The sequence below is a fragment of the Comamonas sp. AG1104 genome (genome assembly GCF_003350425.1).
Taxonomy (GTDB): domain Bacteria; phylum Pseudomonadota; class Gammaproteobacteria; order Burkholderiales; family Burkholderiaceae_C; genus Comamonas; species Comamonas testosteroni.
Window position 1 is genome coordinate 56,453 of record NZ_QQAS01000009.1, and the last position, 16,272, is coordinate 72,724.

A 16,272-nucleotide genomic window follows, 5' to 3' on the forward strand; every position below is an offset into this window, starting at 1 on the left:
ATTTTGCTGAAGGAATTGTTTGGGTATGAATGCAGTGGCAATGGCTTCAAAACGCTTTGTGACGCAGGTGCCGATTCGTTTTGCGCACTGCGATCCGGCAGGCATCATCTTCTTTCCCCAATATCTGGTGCTGTTCAACGGGCTGGTCGAAGACTGGTTCAACAATGCACTGGGCCTGAGCTATGCGGACATGCTGCACAAGGACCGGGTGGGTCTGCCCATCGTGCACCTGGAATGCGACTTTCGCGCCATCACCCGCATGGGTGAAACCGTGAGTCTGGGCCTGTCGGTTGCCAAGCTGGGCAATCGTTCGCTGACGCTCGATGTGGATTGCACAGGTCCTGACGGCCAGCTGCGCGTGACGGCGCAGAAAGTGCTGGTCTTCACCAATCTTCAAACCCATCAGGCGATTACCGCGCCACAAGCAATTCGCCGCGCCATCGAACGCTGGCTGAGTTCATCCAATCCAACAGAAAACAGGAGTTGAACATGCAAGTACTGCTACCGCCGGGCTGGCCCCGGCCCAAGGGATATGCGAATGGCGTGGCCGTCAGCGGCCGCCAGATCTATGTGGCCGGCATGATTGGCTGGGACGCGGAGGGCCGGTTTCATACCGACGACCTCGCGGCGCAGGCCAGGCAGGCTCTGCACAATATCGTCGAGGTGCTGCAGGCCGGCGGAGCCAGGCCTGACCATATCGTGCGCATGACCTGGTATATCACCGACAAGAAGGAATATCTGGCGAAGCAGGCCGAGATCGGCAAGGCCTATCGAGAGCTGATTGGTTCATTCAACGTGGCCATGACGGCCGTGCAGGTGGCGGCCTTGATCGAGGACCGGGCCAAGGTGGAGATCGAGGTGACGGCAGTCGTGCCAGACTGATTGGCAATCTGCGCACGCACAGCCGCTGGGCCTTGGGCGCAGCGGTTTTTTTACGGCTGCTGCTTTGCAGTTTTACCGTTGTGCTGCGCGGTTTGCATTGGGGCGGCGGAGGCTGAGCTATCCTCGCGCCCAAGGGGCTGCCCTCCAGCCGTTGCAAACCCGCTGTTTTGTGAGATGCCATGAAGCCGATATTTGACCCGTACCGACGCCATGTTCTTCAAGGCATGCGTGCCGCAGCATTGCTGACGGGGGGCGCAATGCTGCTAAGTGCCTGTGGCAAGAAGACACCCAAGGCCGCTGCCGTTCCTGCCGGAGCTACCGTGTTGGCGCTTGGAGACTCCTTGACGCAAGGTGTTGGAGCCAACGCAGATGCCAGCTACCCCAGCCTACTGGCCGAGCGCACGGGCTGGAAGGTGGTGAATGCCGGTGTTTCGGGTGAGACCAGCAAACAGATTGCGGACCGTTTGCCGGGGCTGCTCGATGAGCACAGGCCATCGTTGGCGATTCTGTGCGCCGGTGGTAACGACTGGCTGCAGCGCAGGAGCGAGCAAGTTGTGCAAGGCGAGATCACGCGCATGCTGCAGCTGTGCAAAGCCAGGGTGACCCCCGTGCTGCTGGTGGCCGTGCCGGAGCTGAGCCTGAGTGCAGCGTTGACGGGGCGCATGAAGGATCACTCCATCTACCAAACCTTGGCCAAGGACAACCGGGTGGCATTGCTGCCCGATGCCTGGAGCGAGGTGCTGGGCAATAGCGCCTTGCGCGCCGATCAGGTACATGCCAATGCCGCAGGCTATGCGCGATTCACCGAACTGTTGCTGGCTCATGCCCGGGCTTCTGGTTTTCTGGCGTAAACCACGGCTCGGCCCCGCCGCAGCGGGCCAAGAGGGCTTCAGAAGTCCAGTAGGCTCAGACCCACGCTGAGTACCGTGCGCTTGTTGTTGTAGTCGACCAGGCTGTCGCCATAGCCGCTGAACAGCTGAACATGCAGGCGCAGATTGCTCTTGCCGCCGTTCCAGCCTTCGCCCAGGGTGCGCAGCCACTCGATGCGCCCGGACCCCTTGCCCTGGCCCAGCGAGCCACGTGCGGTCAGGCCCAGGTAGTTCTGCTCGTTGACGTTCCAGCCCAGCTTGACTTCACCGCGTCCGATGTAGTCCTGGATATGGGGGTTGTCGTCCTCAAGCGCGCTCTCCTTCATGCGCTGCCAGGCTTTCAGATGCAGCTGCCAGCGGTTGCCCAGCTCGGCCCCGGTCATCAGATGCCAGCGGTTCCAGCTGCGTGACAGCGGGTTGCTCTGACCGTTCGACTGGTGCGCGATGCCTATGCCCGAGTAGCGCCAGCGCCAGCCCAGCGGCAGCTGGGCATCCGTCGGGTAGACGTAGAAGACCTCGGGCTCGTGGTCGGTGGTGCGGAAGGGTCGCGAGATATCGCCGTTGAACAGCTGCCAGTAGGACTGCTGGGTATAGCCGAACCACAGCGAATCCTTGCCCTTAGAGGTGGGGCCGGTCAGCAGGCCGGAGGCAATCTTGGTGCGGGCCGAGAGCTGCAGGCGCATCTCGTGCTTCTGATAGGGCTGCTCGGTCGCCAGGCCGCGGCTGGGCGAATAGGGTTGCTGGTTGACCTCGTCGCCAACGACCACGGAGACCGACATGGGGCGGTAGCCGCGGAAGTTGAAGGTGCCGCAGTCCGTGCCGGGCTCCAGCTCGAAGTAGCGCGACACCTCGGTGTAGCGCGGATCGCGGCAGCCGCCGTTGTTGGGCGAGAGACCCAGGCCGCTGTCGGCGCTGGCGACAGTCGCCGCAGCCGCACTGGCGGGCGCGGCATCGTTCACCGAGACGGTAGCGGCTGTGAGAGCAGGCGCAGCTTGTGCGCTGGCTGCAGGCGCACTCCAACCGGAGGCCTGGGGCGCAACCGCCGGGCCTTGCTTGATTGCCCAGGCGTCAAAACATGCCAGGCGGTCGTTGTTGCTGGTGGTGGCAGCACATTGCTGCCAGCTTTCGGGGGGCGGCAGTTCCGCGCTGTTGGCGGTAACTGGGTTCAAGCCGCCGACCAGCGCCAAGCCGATGCTCAGGGTCAGGGGATGCGGGGTGAAAAAGCGAATACTCATGGGATCAATCAATGCACAGGCCGGTTGCGGTTGGCAACACCCAGCCCTGCTCAGGGTTGGGCCTTGCGCATGATGAACGCACGGGGTGGAACATTTTCTCCCTCCTGGTAACTGCCGTGAATTTCTGTACCGCAGCTGCCGTCGACCACTTCGCCCAGCCAGGTGCCGGTAATGCGTGAGCCGTCAGCGCTTTCTTCGAGAGTGACCGTGCCCTCGTTTACATCACCCACCATGGGGTGGCTGCCGCCCGGGCGGCTGATGCTGCCTTTGACATTTCCTTCCCATTCGGGATGCGGGCCCAGCACCATGCGGACGGTTTCTTCGCTGCCGGCGACGGAGCCTGTCCATTCACCTTGCAGCTGCTTGTCGCTCATCTGCCAGTCTTGCGGGCAAGTGCTGGCAGACTTGGATTCAAACTGGGCACAGGCGCTTATGGAAAAAGCGCTGGCAGCTATGAAAATCAGAGTTCTCAGAGTCATCTCGGGTCTTCAGTTGGCAGCGCCCGGCGCCGTCTGGTTCTTGCGTGCGGCAAATTCTTCGCGCAGCTTGCGCAGCTTCTCGCGCGGGTCTTCCTTTGCCGTGGCCGCATCGAGGCCCATTTCCTTGATGAAGCGGCTGGGCTGGCAGGCCACCATTTCGCGGCCCTTTTTGCGACGCTTGGTCCAGCTCACGGCCAGCGTACGCTGGGCGCGTGTGATGCCCACATACATCAGGCGGCGCTCTTCCTGCAGCCGCGCTGCCGTTTCATCGCTGACCTTTTGCTGCTTGCCGTCGTCGTCGTCGAGCTTGAACGGCAGCATGCCCTCGGTCACTCCGACCTGCATGACATGGGGCCATTCCAGACCCTTGGATGCATGGAGGGTGGAGAGCACGACCATGTCCTGCTCCTTCTCGCGCTCGCTGATGGTGGACAGCAGGGCGATGTTCTGCGAGACCTCCAGCAGGCTCTTGACCTCAGTCTGGGTACCGGCGCCTGCGGCATCCTCGATCTGGCCGCCGGCACGCTGGGCCATCCAGTCGCAGAACTCCAGCACATTGCTCCAGCGCGCGGCGGCGACAGACTCGCTGTCTTCGCTGTCATACAGATACTGTTCGTAGCCAATTTCCTTGAGCCAGTCGATCAGAAAGCTGCGCGAGGCTTCAAAGCCCAGGGTGTGGCGGGCGCGGTATTCGAGGTCGTTGATGTAGCGGCCGAATTCCAGCAGGCTTTCGAAGGCCTTGCGCGGCAGTGCCTCTTCCAGCATCGCATTGAACAGCGAGCCGAACATGCTGAGCTTGTGCGCAGCGGAGAATTCTCCGAGCTTGCCCAGCGTGGTGTGACCGATGCCGCGCTTGGGCGTGCCTATGGAGCGCAGAAACGCCGGGTCGTCGTCGTTGTTGATCCAGAGGCGGAACCAGGCGCACAGGTCCTTGATCTCGGCGCGGTCGAAAAAGCTGGTACCGCCCGAGACCTTGTAGGGGATGTTGGCCTTGCGCAGCGCCTTCTCGAAGGGCTTGGCCTGGTGGTTGGCGCGATAGAGGATGGCGAAGTCCTTCCACGCGGGCTGCGGGTTCATATTGGCGCGCAGGCTCTGGATGCGGGCCACGGCACGCTCGGCCTCGTGCTCTTCGGTGTCGCAGTCGACGATGCGCACGGGTTCGCCCTCGCCGAGTTCCGAAAACAGTGTCTTGGGAAACAGCTTGGGGTTGGGGCCGATCACATTGTTGGCTGCGCGCAAGATGGCGCTGGTGGAGCGGTAGTTCTGCTCCAGCTTGATGACCTTGAGCTGCGGAAAGTCCACGGGCAGCTTCCTGAGGTTGTCCAGCGTGGCGCCGCGCCAGCCGTAGATCGACTGGTCGTCGTCTCCCACGGCCGTGAAGTGGGCACGTTCGCCCACCAGGAATTTCAGCAGCTCGTACTGCGTGGCGTTGGTGTCCTGGTACTCGTCCACCAGCACATGGCCCAACAGGCGTTGCCATTTCTCACGCACCTCGGGGTGGCCGCGCAGCAATCGCATGGGCATGCCGATCAGGTCGTCGAAGTCCACGCTCTGGTAGGCGGTCAGGCGCTCTTCATAGCGCTGCATGATGAGAGCGGTGCTGCGTTCGCTGTCGTCCTGGGCCATGGCCAGGGCCTTGCGGCTGTCCCAGCCCTGGTTCTTCCAGCCGCTGATGGTCCACTGCCACTGGCGGGCCGTCGCCACATCGGTGGTGCCGCCCGCGCAGTCCTTGAGGATGCCGGTGACGTCGTCGGTGTCCAGAATGCTGAACTGGGGCTTGAGGCCGAGAATGTGGCCGTCCTCGCGCACCATGCGCACGCCCAGCGAGTGGAAGGTGCAGATCAGCACCTCCTTGGCCTGGCGGCCTATCAGACCTGCGGCGCGCTCGCGCATTTCGGCGGCGGCCTTGTTGGTAAAAGTGATAGCGGCAATGCGGCGTGGCGCCAGACCGGTTTCGATCAGACGGCCTATCTTGTGCGTAATCACACGGGTCTTGCCCGAGCCGGCGCCTGCCAGAACAAGGCATGGACCGTCGGTGTAATGCACGGCCTGGAGCTGAGCGAGGTTGAGACCAGCAGACATGAAGCAGAGTGACCCATCATCAAAAACAAGGACTGGGAGCATACCGCTTCGCTGTGAAGAGCCCTGATGACAGTGCTCACAACTGACAAAAATCAGGGACTCAGCGAGCGTTTCACCTACACATGCACTCTCCTGTTACTTGAATAATTGTTGTAATAAGGTGTTAGTTGTGTAGCGTGAAGATTGCATCGTGTCCGGCCTTGATCCCGACAGTGCCAGCGAATTGGCGGTGGTTGAGGGATTCATCGTCTTTTTCTCAACAGTCAGGGTGCTGTGCATGGCGAGAACCATCGGTGAAGTGAGCTTGGCCGCAGAACTTTGGACGCCTGCCGTGCAGCAGCGCTTTGAAGCGCTGTTCGCCGTCGCAGCGCGCAAGTCGCTTTCCGCCTGGCGTCAGGTTCCGCGTCATGCAGCCGAAGTGCTGGTGATTGAAGGGCTGGAGAGCCTGCTGGCCAGGGCAGAGGCGAGAGCTCCTTGCGTGGTCTATCTCGGCGGCGAGCCAGCCATGCAGCCACTGGGGCGTTCTTCCCAGGGCTGGGTAGTGCATCTTGATGTGGACTTCACGTTGTCCGACCTGATCGACATGCTCGACCGGGCCGCGGTCTTCCTCATGGACTGGAAAGCCCGGCACAGGGCCGGTGCGCCCCTGTCGCTGCAGCGTGCCTTGCAAGAGCTTCAGTTGCAGGGAGTCGACTGTACGCATTGCTTTCAGATCAAATCCTGGGTTGCTTTGCCTGGCAGCGCCAACAGCGCGCAGAACATGCGCGTGCTGGCGCTGCTGTCGCGCGGGCCCATCGATGCCAGATCACTGGCCGAACATGCCGGCATCGAGATGCAGCAGCTCTGGGCCCTGTTGTCCCTGCCCCAGCTTCAGTCCGTGCTGAGCTGCAGCCAGCCTGGTAGCGAGGAGTCCGCCGCCGCTGCAAAGCCGAGCGCCGCCAGGCAGCCGGCCGCTGCCGTGACGCTGCAATGGATCAGCAAGCTGACGGGCTGGATTACCCGTGGAGGACGTACATGACATCTTTCATGCCCATGCAGCCCGGCCAGGGCTTGCTTCGGGTGAGTCTGCTGGGGCCCATGGGCATAGGCAAGACCACGGCGCTGCGCAGCCTGTGTGGGGAGCTCATGGCAGGCAGCGATGTGCGCAACCTGGACAAGGCGGCGCACCACAAGGAGTTCACCACGGTCGGAGCGGAGTTTGGCGAGATTGACCTGGGCTCTGGAGAGCGACTGCAACTGGTAGGCAGCCCTGGTCAGGATCGTTTTGATTTCGTGCGCCGCTGGGTGCTTTCTGCATCGGTGGGAGCGCTGCTGATGGTGGACGTCAACGATGCGGGCGCGGTGGACTATGCCTGCGAGATGCTGACGGGGGTTGCAGAGTTGGATGCGGCACCTTTGATGGTCATTCTCAGTTGCCGCCCCGCCAGCGGAGCAAGGCTGGAGGCATTCAGCTCCGGCCTGGTTGCCAAAGGCCATGACCTCATTCCGCTTGTTGAGGCAGATCCACGTGATCGCCAGCAGATGCTGGATGCCCTGAGCGTGCTGGCATCGCTGCTGTCCTTGCAAAGTCAGACTCTATGAAGACCCATAACTCCCTCGTGATTCCGCCACATGCTGTGGAGGCAGGTCAGGAAATTCTGGCGCGCGTGGTCGCCCCGGTGGCGGGCGTCCACATCGCCTTGCTCTGTACCCCTGACGGTTTCGAGATTTCAGCGCTGCGCATTCGCAGCGAACTGCCGACCGAACGACTGTCGGCCATGGCAGGCTCGCTCATGGCCATGGCCAAGGCCGTGGCCAATGAGATCGGACACAGGGATTGCAAGCGCCTGACCTTCGAGACGGAGTCGGGCACGGTGGTCTTCCAGGCGGTGAACGGATCCTTCCCGGCCGTTCTCTGCCTGGTGGTGGATCAGAACGCCTTGCTGGGGCGCGCGCTTTGGGCGGCTGGCGAGGTTGCAACAGGGTACCTGCCCTCTTGATCACAGGTTCACTGGAGTTCTGAGTCTGAGTGGGGTGCGCATCTGGCGCACGAGTTCCTTGTCTTGCTTTTTTCAAAAGGTGGATTTATGGCCTCTATCCAGGATTCTCTGAACGCTCTGATGACCACAGACGGTGCTGTCTGCGGCGCCCTCGTGGACAGCGCCAGCGGCATGCTGATGGGCAGCGTAGGCGGCGGCGTGGACATGGAGCTGGCTGCGGCCGGCAACACCGAGGTCGTGCGTGCCAAGATCAAGACCATGCGCATGCTCAATCTCAACGACCAGATAGACGACATACTGATCACTCTGGGCAAGCAATATCACATCATCCGTCCCGTGGCCGCCAATGACGGCGTGTTCTTCTATCTGGTGCTGGACAAGGCCCGCGCCAACCTGGCTCTGGCGCGCCGCAAGACTGCAGATGTGGAAAAGGAACTCAAGCTCTGACGCACTGTCCTTGTACCTGTCACAGCAGCCTGCCTTGCGCAGGCTTTGTTTTTGGGTAGGTCTGCACTGAAAAATTTTCATCGAAGGTCGTGAAAGGGCTGGAGCCGGGCGCTGTCACAATTTGTGCGTGCTGTCCGTACTCCTCATCACCTTCCCCTTCTTTGCACTGGTGGCTTGCGGCTTTGCCGCCACATGGCGGGGCATCCTGCCCCAGGCGGCCATTCCTGGCCTCAATGCCTTTGTGCTGTACTTCGCGCTGCCCTGCATGCTGTACCGCTTTGGCGCGCAAACGCCGATTCATCAGCTGCTCGACATCAACGTCACCCTGGTCTATCTGTTCTGTGCAACGCTGATGGTGGGCGCGGCCGTGCTGCTGACACGCAGACGCCTGGGCTGGAACGATGCCGCATTCGGCGCTTTGGTGGCCGCGTTTCCCAACACCGGCTTCATGGGCGTTCCCATGCTGGCGGCGCTGCTGGGCGCGCAGAGCGCTGGGCCGGTGATCGTGACCATGGCCATCGACATGGTCATCACCACCTCGGCCTGCATTGCGCTGTCGCGGCTGGACCTGGCTGGTGGGCAGGGTCGAAATGGTGCCTGGCTGGCGGTGAGCAATTCGCTCAAGGGCATGGCGTCCAATCCCATGCCCTGGGCGATTGTGCTGGGCGGTCTGGCGTCGGCCATGGGCTGGGTGTTGCCCGGCCCGGTGGACAAGACCGTGGCCATGCTGGCCGCAGCGGCTTCGCCTGTAGCCTTGTTCACCATAGGCGCCGTGTTGGCCCGCTCGCAGATGAACAGCCACGAACGCGTCGCCGTGCGCGACTATGTGCCGATCGCACTGGCCAAGCTTGTCGTCCACCCGTTGCTGGTCTGGGCCGTCGGACAGGCCGCGATCGCAATGGGCTTGCCGCTCCAGCACGAAACACTGGTGGTGCTGGTGCTGCTGGCGGCGCTGCCGTCCGCCAGCAATGTATCGCTGCTGACCGAGCGCTACGGTGCCCACAGCGGCCGCGTGGCGCGCATCATCCTGGTATCGACCAGCCTGGCCTTCCTCAGCTTCTCCGCCGCCGTGGCGCTGATGACCTGATCAAAAACAAGAGCGGCTTGCGCAAGACCAGCTTGCGCAAACCGCTTTTCATGCTTTTTAACCCCCTTGCTTATTCAGATCCCTTTCGAAAGAGACAGCGAGCAAGGGCCGCCCCGCAGCGAGGCTGTCGTCCCCCTCCGGCGCTTAGCGCCTCAGGGGGCGTGGCTCAATACTCCCAGAACATCCGCTGCAGTTCCTTGGTATTGGCGCCCTTGGTCAGCGCCAGCATGGTCAGCAGGCGTGCCTTTTCGGGGCGCATGTCGTGGGCGACCACCCAGTCATACTTGTCGTCGGGCTGCTCGGCATTGCGCAGCACAAAGCCGTAGGGAACGCGTGACGAGCGCACGACGAGCACGCCCTTGCCGCGGGCATCCTGCAGCGGCTTGACCATGCGGTCGGCCACCGAGCCATTGCCGGTGCCGGCATGGACGATGGCCTTGGCGCCGGCATCGACCAGTGCATTCACGGCCGTGGGCTGGACGCTGCCGTAGGCATAGACGATGTCCACCTGAGGCAGCTTGTCGATGTTGTCGATATTGAACTCGGAGTTCATGGTGTGGCGCTTGACGGGGGCGCGGAACCAGTAGTTCTTGCCCTCGACCACCATGCCCAGCGGGCCCCACTGGCTCTTGAAGGCGCCGGTCTGGATGTTGATGTCCTTGTTCACATCGCGGGCGGTGTTGATCTCGTCATTCATGGTGACGAAGACGCCCTTGCCCCTGGCGTCCTTGGAGCCAGCCACACTGACGGCATTGACCAGGTTCAGTGCGCCATCGGCGGACAGGGCCGTGCCCGGGCGCATGCTGCCGACCACGGCAATGGGCTTGTCGGTGTGCACGGTCAGGCTCAGGAAGTAGGCCGTCTCGGCCAGAGTGTCCGTGCCGTGGGTGATGACGATGCCGTCCACATCGGACTGCTTGGCCAGTTGCGAGACGCGCTTGGCCAGGGTCAGCAGATTGTCGTTGGTGAAGCTCTCGGAAGCGATCTGGAACACCTGCTCGCCGCGCACATTGGCGATCTGGGCCAGCTCGGGCAAGCCGGCCAGCAGCTTGTCCACAGGGACCTTGGCGGCCGTGTAGGTGGCGCTGTTGACGGTCGAGGCACCGGCACCCGCAATCGTGCCGCCCGTGGCCAGCACCACCACATTGGGCTTGGCTGTCTGCGCCTTGGCCGCCTGCGCGGCCGCAGGTGATGCATCCTGGGCCAGGGCTGCGCCGGGGGCGGATAGAACGCCCAGAACGGCAATGGTGGCAGCCAGCAAGGACTGGCGGAAGACTTGTTTTTGCATGAAGTAGTGCTCCGTGATTGAATGAAACGGCCTCTTGTGGAGCCGAGCCTCACACCATGCAATAGCCATGCCGGCTTGCCCATTCGCGCAAATCCCGATGGATTTGCCAAGCGCCTGCGGTTTTTATAAATTGATAGCTGTCAGCGCTTATGGGTAAAGGGCTGAAGAGCTAAAAACCTTAAATTTCAGACGACTTTAGATGCTGAGCGGATCCACATCCACGAGCCAGCGCACCAGCGGCCTGTGTTCGGGCAGAGTGCGCAGCCAGTGCAGATACTGCTGCCAGGCATTGAGAAAGCGCAGCAGGGCACTGCGGTTGCCGGCTTCCAGCAGCATCTGGGCGCGCTCCACATTGGCCACGCGCTGCACCGCCATGGGAATCGGCGGGTAGATGAACACCTCATCCAGATAAGGTAGCTTGGCCTCTCTGGCGACCTGAGTGGCGGCATTCAGAAAGGCCTGGGCGGCTTCCTGGGTGCGTGCATCAGCGCGGACTATGGCCTGGAAGGCATAGGGCGGCATGCCGGCATCCAGCCGTTCCTTGAGCTGTTGCCTGGCAAACGCCGGGTAGTCATGCTTGCGCAGTGCGGTGTAGACGGCGTTTTGCGGGTCGTGGCTTTGAATCCACATCTCCGGATGGCTGCCCTGGGCCTTCACATATTGCGCGTCGCGCCCGGCACGCCCGGCGGCCTGCATCAGCAGGCAGAACAGCCGCTCCGGGGCGCGATAGTCGCTGGAGTACAGCGCACTGTCGGGTTGCACCGCCGCCACCAGCGTGATGCGCCGGAAGTCATGGCCCTTGGCCACCATCTGGGTGCCGACCAGCACATCCACATCGCCGGCATGCACCTGGGCCAGCTGCTGCTCCAGGCTGCCCTTGGCCTTGGTGGTGTCGGCGTCGATGCGCGCCACGCGGGCCGGATTGCCGTCGGGACGCTGTACATTGCGCAGCAGCCGCTCCAGCTCTTCCTGTAACTGCTCCGTGCCCTTGCCCAGAGGCAGGATGTCGGGGTTGCCGCAGCTGGGGCAGGCAAACGGCACACGCTGGGTAAAGCCGCAGTGGTGGCAGCGCAGCGTGCGATCGCCCTTGTGAAAGACCTGGTGAGCGCTGCAATGGGGGCAGTCGCTCTTCCAGTTGCAGTCGGCGCAGAACAGCACAGGGGCAAAGCCGCGACGGTTGAGCAGAATCAGGCTTTGCTCGCCGCGTTTGACGCGCTCGGTGATGGCTTCGATCAGCGGAGGCGAGAAGACGGCGCGTTTGGGCTGCTGGCCCATGTCCACCATTCTTACCTTGGGAAGGCTGGCCGTGCCTGATCCGGCTGCGCCGATGCGACTGGGCATATGCAGGCGCAGATAGCGGCCGACCTCGGGTTCCGAGGCATGCCAGCTCTCCAGCGACGGAGTGGCGCTGCCCAGAATGACCTTGGCGCCGGTATCGCGCCCGCGCCAGATGGCCAGATCGCGCGCCGAATAGCGCGCGCCTTCTTGCTGCTTGTAGCTGGCGTCATGCTCCTCGTCGACCACGATCAGCGCCAGTTGCGGCACGCTGGCAAAAATAGCCATGCGCGTACCCAGCACAATGCGGGCGCGGCCAGTGTGGGCGGCCAGCCAGCTTTTGAGACGCTGCGGGTTGGTCATGCCGCTGTGCATGCTGACTACGGCGTCCTTGCCGTACTGAGGCACGAAGCGGGCGACAAACCGCTCTTCCAGTTGAGGCGTGAGGTTGATCTCCGGCACCATCACCAGTGCCTGATCCTCTGGGTTGGCATCCAGCATGGCTTGCACTGCACGCAGATAAACCTCGGTTTTGCCGCTGCCCGTGCTGCCGTAGAGCAGGAACGGGCCGGGGTTTTGCTCAATTTGCTCGAAAACCGAGGACTGCTCGGCGCTGAGTGCGAGCAAAGGCGTTGCGTTGCTGGCGTCAGGCGTGTGAGCCATCGTCTCGGTGCTCGCTTGTGCCGCTTCGGCGGCTGGTGCCTGTGCCTTCTTGCGCTTGCCAGCCGGTGTCTTGGCCGTCTTGGGCGGAGCCAGCCGCCGTGCCAGTTGTTCGGGCGACATATCGCGCAACTGAGGCGGCAACGCGGTGACGGCAATCTCGCCCAAGCTGCGCTGGTAATAGTGCGCGGCAAAAGCCACCAGCCGTCGCCAGGCCTGGTCCAGCGGCTCTATGCCTTGCAGCAGGCCGGCAATGCTACGCAGTTCCACCCCGTCTGGAATGGCTTCGGGGGCGGCGGGCGTATCCCAGACCACACCCAGCAACTCTCTTTTTCCCAGAGGAACGCGCGCCAAGGTACCGGGCTCCAGCCATGCGTCGCTTACGTAGCTCAACAGATCACCTACGGCGCTGTGAGCAGGGGTCTGGACGGCAACGTAAACGATATGGGGCATGGAGTTGGATCGGGGGAAGGCGCTGCAGAGGCCGTAGTTCCTCAGAGCTATAGCAGATTTTGAGGCCTGCAAAGGCTTTGCGTTCTGTGGATAACTTTGTGAGAAACAATATGCGCGAAAGGCCTGAGCAAGTCCTGTTCGCGTTTGTAAGCCGGCAGGATGGCTGAGCGGTTGAATAATTAATTTAGTTAAAACAAAGACTTATATGTATTCATGGCGCGGTGGGGAGCTTGCTTTGGCGAAGTGTTGGCAGGGAGTCTGCCTCGCCATATCTGTGCATAAATCAGGCGGCGAGTCACTGTCAACCGAGAAGCTCCCTAAACCTAAATGCGTTCAAACCGCGGTGCAAAGTCCTTAACTTCTCAAAAAATAGCACTAGAGCAAGCCTCCATGAGGGCTGCAGTTATCTCGGAGCATCCATGTGTGGATAACTTCCGTCAATCGACACCGAGGTTGGTGAAAAAATAAAAAAGCGCCAAGCACTGCTGGCGCCGAATTTCTCAGAGTCCGAGATTTAGTGATTTGAAATCAATGATTTGCTGCCGCTTTGCTGCATCTCAGGCCGGCGATTGTCGTTCAATAACCATTTGATTTTATCGGGTGATTGGGGCCCATTGTTCTGCAACAAATGCCTGGGAAGGCACTTGTTGCAGGTGGAGTCAGCCCTTTGTGCGCAGCAGGCGCGAGTGGCTGTGCACAGCTTCGACCAGCGCGGCCACATGTTCGGGCGGGGTGAACTGGCTGATGCCGTGACCCAGATTGAAGATGTGGGTGGGGCCGGTGGTGTTTTTGTCGGTATGGGGCTTGCCAAAGCTGTCCAGCACGGCACGCGCCTGGGCGGCGACCTGCTCGGGTGCGGCAAACAGCACATTGGGGTCGATATTGCCCTGCAGCGCCTTGCCTGGGCCGCCGACCTCGCCGCCCACGATGGCGCGAGCCTTGCCCAGATTGGCCGTCCAGTCCAGACCCAGCACTTCGCAGTCGATGTCCTTCATGTCGGGCAGCCAGATGCCTCCGCCCTTGGTGAAGACGATACGGGGCACATCGCTGCCGTCCACGCCGGTGCGCTTGAGCTGAGCCAGCACGCGCTTGGTATAGGCCAGGCTGAATTCCTGGAAAGCGCCGTCGGCCAGCACGCCGCCCCAGCTGTCAAAAATCATCACGGCCTGGGCGCCGGCATCGATCTGGGCGTTCAGGTAGGCCGCCACGCTGTCGGCGTTGACCTCCAGGATGCGGTGCATCAGGTCGGGGCGCGAGTACATCAGCGACTTGACGGTGCGGTAGTCATCGCTGCCCTTGCCCTCGGTCATGTAGCAGGCCAGAGTCCAGGGGCTGCCCGAGAAGCCGATTAGTGGCACACGGCCATTGAGCACCTTGCGGATATTGGTGACGGCATCAAACACATAACGCAGCTTGTCCATGTCGGGCACGGCCAGCTCCGCCACGGCGGCCTCGTCGCGCACGACCTTGGCAAAGCGCGGCCCCTCGCCTTCGGCGAACGACAGGCCCAGGCCCATGGCGTCGGGCACGGTCAGGATGTCGCTGAACAGAATGGCAGCGTCCAGAGGGAAGCGATCCAGCGGCTGCAGGGTCACCTCGGTGGCGTAGTCCACATTGGTGGCCAGGCCCATGAAGCTGCCGGCCTTGGCGCGGGTGGCCTTGTATTCGGGCAGGTAGCGTCCCGCCTGGCGCATCAGCCACAGGGGCGTGTAGTCAGTAGCCTGGCGACGGCATGCGCGCAGGAAGGTGTCATTGGTCAGGGGGGCGAAACTCATATGTCGATTGTCGCCCACTCCGGCTTTCCCATTCACCACAATCCCGAGCAGCAATTCAGCTCTCTGTGCAGGGATGGCGGCTGCCATGGCTTGTCATGCAACCGTCATCCAAGTGTCGCGCGGGCTTCATCTGCTTTTTCCACAATGACGCCACGCAGACACACCGTGTGGCACAGGCAGGCCGCCAACTGCGTCCAACACCGGAGGAAAGCAGACATGAGGCATCCCGAGATTCTTGATGCGCTGAATGGCCAGGGCATCGCGACGACACCGTCATCGGCTCCCTCGCTTTCCCATCGCCCCGCCAGTCCCGCACACGCCGCAGCGCCCGCTTTGCGTCTGCAGGTGCGCTGGGCCCGTCATCTGGACGAGGTCCGCCAGGCCCAGCGCCTGCGCTATCAGATCTTTGCCGAAGAAATGGGCGCTGTGCTGCAGACACCCGTGGCAGGTCACGACATCGATGTCTTCGACGATTTCTGCGAGCATCTGATGGTCTGCGATGAAGAGCAGAACAAGGTGATCGGCACCTACCGTCTGCTGACTCCCGCTCAGGCCCAGCGCGCCGGCGGTCTGTACAGCGATCAGGAGTTCGACCTCTCGCCCATCAACGCCTGGCGTGCGCAGATGGTGGAGCTGGGACGCAGCTGCGTGCATGCGGAGCATCGCCAGGGCGGCGTGATTCTGGCGCTCTGGGGAGCGCTGGCCGAATTCATGCAGCGCAACCGGCTCGAGGCCATGGTGGGCTGCGCCAGCATTCCCATGCAGTACCCGGGCCTGGCCCATGGCGAAGGCCCGGCTCGCATCTGGCAGCAGCTGCGCCAGAGCCATCTGGCCGAGCCCGAGCTGCAGGTGCGCCCGCGGGTGGCGCTGCCCGAGGAGCTGGCATGTATCAGCAATGTCTCGGTGGATGCGCTGAAGGTCGAGCCGCCAGCGCTGATCCAGGGCTATCTGCGCGCCGGCGCCAAGGTGCTGGGTGCGCCTGCCTGGGATAGCGACTTCAATACTGCCGATCTGCCCATCATGATGCGCATGCAGGATCTGCCTTCTCGCTATCGCCGACTGTTCGGACGCATGAAGGCTTGAGGCGGGAGCAGAAAGCAAAAAGCCTGCGGCCGATGTCGCAGGCTTCTTGCATGGCAGGGCGTGCTATGCGGCGTGGCTGGGCTCATCTTCCAGGCCTTCGGCAAACAGGCCCAGCGCGGTAACCATCAGGCCCAGCATGAGGAAGGCATAGGCCGCAATGGATAGCACCAGACTCATGCTGTAGCCCCATTGGAGAACCGAGCAGGCCCATTCCCAGGAAGCATAGAGCGCGGTGCACTGATTGCTGGCCGGCATGTGCACATACCAGGTGACGGCGACCCACATCAGGACCAGCATCACCACCGTGGTGCGCAGCTTGTGCGAGGGGGTCTGGTCCATGTTCTTGAGCAAGACCAGTGGTATGGCTCCACCCCAGACAAACATCATCAGCCAGCTGAAGGCCGGCGCCTGTGCCAGTATCTGCTGCAGCCACTGCATCTTGGGCATGCTGTTGATGCTGGCCAGGATGTCCCAGGCAAAGGGCAGGGCCAGACCGGCAATGGCCAGGCTGGCTAGCGCCAGTGCACGCAACAGGCAAAGACGTTTGTGAGACGGCTGATGGATAAGGTTGGCATGCATGGCTTACCTCCTGTGCAGTTCAGGCGGTCCGCAGCAGTCAACGCGTGCAAGGCTGGCAAAGGCCGAAAACTGCGGTTGTGCCTGGCTTGTGGGCAATTC

At 62.3% G+C, this 16,272-nt stretch carries 16 protein-coding genes; 9 read left to right on the forward strand and 7 right to left on the reverse strand.

What is annotated here, in order from left to right:
- Nucleotides 1–25: 25 nt before the first annotated feature.
- The 3 genes from DFO48_RS21410 (at nucleotide 26) to DFO48_RS21420 (ending at nucleotide 1,733) form a co-directional block, all read left to right on the forward strand.
- Nucleotides 26–487 carry a thioesterase family protein gene (locus DFO48_RS21410; RefSeq protein WP_114864703.1) on the forward strand — a complete coding sequence of 154 codons (462 nt, stop codon included), beginning with the start codon at nucleotides 26–28 and terminating at the stop codon, nucleotides 485–487.
- 2 nt (nucleotides 488–489) lie between these two features.
- The gene (locus DFO48_RS21415) at nucleotides 490–882 is read left to right on the forward strand and encodes a RidA family protein (RefSeq protein ID WP_114864704.1); all 393 of its coding nucleotides are present in this window, start codon (nucleotides 490–492) and stop codon (nucleotides 880–882) included.
- 179 nt (nucleotides 883–1,061) lie between these two features.
- A complete protein-coding gene (locus DFO48_RS21420) occupies nucleotides 1,062–1,733 on the forward strand; it encodes a GDSL-type esterase/lipase family protein (protein WP_042438234.1) in 672 nt (223 codons plus the stop codon).
- Between the two features lie 38 nt (nucleotides 1,734–1,771).
- Here DFO48_RS21420 and DFO48_RS21425 read toward each other — a convergent pair whose 3' ends face one another.
- The 3 genes from DFO48_RS21425 to DFO48_RS21435 all read right to left on the reverse strand — a co-directional run bounded on the left by DFO48_RS21425 (nucleotide 1,772) and on the right by DFO48_RS21435 (nucleotide 5,547).
- Nucleotides 1,772–2,986 carry a phospholipase A gene (locus DFO48_RS21425; protein ID WP_114864705.1) on the reverse strand — a complete coding sequence of 405 codons (1,215 nt, stop codon included), beginning with the start codon at nucleotides 2,984–2,986 and terminating at the stop codon, nucleotides 1,772–1,774.
- Nucleotides 2,987–3,036: 50 nt separating this feature from the next.
- Complete coding sequence (locus DFO48_RS21430) at nucleotides 3,037–3,360, reverse strand: hypothetical protein (RefSeq protein WP_233506484.1); 324 nt, start codon at nucleotides 3,358–3,360, stop codon at nucleotides 3,037–3,039.
- A 114-nt stretch (nucleotides 3,361–3,474) separates the two neighbouring features.
- A complete protein-coding gene (locus DFO48_RS21435; RefSeq protein ID WP_003078033.1) occupies nucleotides 3,475–5,547 on the reverse strand; it encodes an ATP-dependent helicase in 2,073 nt (690 codons plus the stop codon).
- Nucleotides 5,548–5,824: 277 nt separating this feature from the next.
- On the opposite strand from DFO48_RS21435, the gene DFO48_RS21440 reads away from it, so the two are divergent.
- The 5 genes from DFO48_RS21440 (at nucleotide 5,825) to DFO48_RS21460 (ending at nucleotide 9,060) form a co-directional block, all read left to right on the forward strand.
- Nucleotides 5,825–6,565, forward strand: a complete 741-nt coding sequence (locus DFO48_RS21440; RefSeq protein ID WP_034349450.1) for a hypothetical protein — start codon at nucleotides 5,825–5,827, stop codon at nucleotides 6,563–6,565.
- The gene (locus tag DFO48_RS21445) at nucleotides 6,562–7,128 is read left to right on the forward strand and encodes an ATP/GTP-binding protein (RefSeq protein ID WP_003078029.1); all 567 of its coding nucleotides are present in this window, start codon (nucleotides 6,562–6,564) and stop codon (nucleotides 7,126–7,128) included. The genes DFO48_RS21440 and DFO48_RS21445 overlap by 4 nt, the downstream gene beginning before the upstream one ends.
- Nucleotides 7,125–7,526 (forward strand): roadblock/LC7 domain-containing protein, encoded by a 402-nt coding sequence (locus tag DFO48_RS21450; protein ID WP_087085316.1) that lies wholly within the window; start codon nucleotides 7,125–7,127, stop codon nucleotides 7,524–7,526. Before DFO48_RS21445 ends, DFO48_RS21450 begins: the two co-directional genes overlap by 4 nt.
- A gap of 87 nt (nucleotides 7,527–7,613) precedes the next feature.
- Nucleotides 7,614–7,973, forward strand: coding sequence for a hypothetical protein (locus tag DFO48_RS21455; RefSeq protein WP_003078024.1), 360 nt, complete (start codon nucleotides 7,614–7,616; stop codon nucleotides 7,971–7,973).
- A gap of 127 nt (nucleotides 7,974–8,100) precedes the next feature.
- Nucleotides 8,101–9,060 carry an AEC family transporter gene (locus DFO48_RS21460; protein WP_034349410.1) on the forward strand — a complete coding sequence of 320 codons (960 nt, stop codon included), beginning with the start codon at nucleotides 8,101–8,103 and terminating at the stop codon, nucleotides 9,058–9,060.
- 166 nt (nucleotides 9,061–9,226) lie between these two features.
- Here DFO48_RS21460 and DFO48_RS21465 read toward each other — a convergent pair whose 3' ends face one another.
- The 3 genes from DFO48_RS21465 to hemE all read right to left on the reverse strand — a co-directional run bounded on the left by DFO48_RS21465 (nucleotide 9,227) and on the right by hemE (nucleotide 14,511).
- A complete protein-coding gene (locus tag DFO48_RS21465; RefSeq protein WP_003078020.1) occupies nucleotides 9,227–10,348 on the reverse strand; it encodes an asparaginase in 1,122 nt (373 codons plus the stop codon).
- 195 nt (nucleotides 10,349–10,543) lie between these two features.
- On the reverse strand, nucleotides 10,544–12,736 hold the full coding sequence (gene priA, locus DFO48_RS21470; protein WP_114864706.1) for a primosomal protein N': 2,193 nt from the start codon (nucleotides 12,734–12,736) through the stop codon (nucleotides 10,544–10,546).
- 659 nt (nucleotides 12,737–13,395) lie between these two features.
- A complete protein-coding gene (gene hemE / locus DFO48_RS21475) occupies nucleotides 13,396–14,511 on the reverse strand; it encodes a uroporphyrinogen decarboxylase (RefSeq protein ID WP_003078016.1) in 1,116 nt (371 codons plus the stop codon).
- Nucleotides 14,512–14,727: 216 nt separating this feature from the next.
- Between hemE and DFO48_RS21480 the strand changes: the two genes are divergently transcribed.
- Nucleotides 14,728–15,594, forward strand: a complete 867-nt coding sequence (locus DFO48_RS21480; protein ID WP_114864707.1) for a GNAT family N-acetyltransferase — start codon at nucleotides 14,728–14,730, stop codon at nucleotides 15,592–15,594.
- 63 nt (nucleotides 15,595–15,657) lie between these two features.
- On the opposite strand, the gene DFO48_RS21485 is transcribed toward DFO48_RS21480, so the two are convergent.
- Nucleotides 15,658–16,173 (reverse strand): hypothetical protein, encoded by a 516-nt coding sequence (locus DFO48_RS21485; RefSeq protein ID WP_114864708.1) that lies wholly within the window; start codon nucleotides 16,171–16,173, stop codon nucleotides 15,658–15,660.
- Between the last annotated feature and the right edge of the window lie 99 nt (nucleotides 16,174–16,272).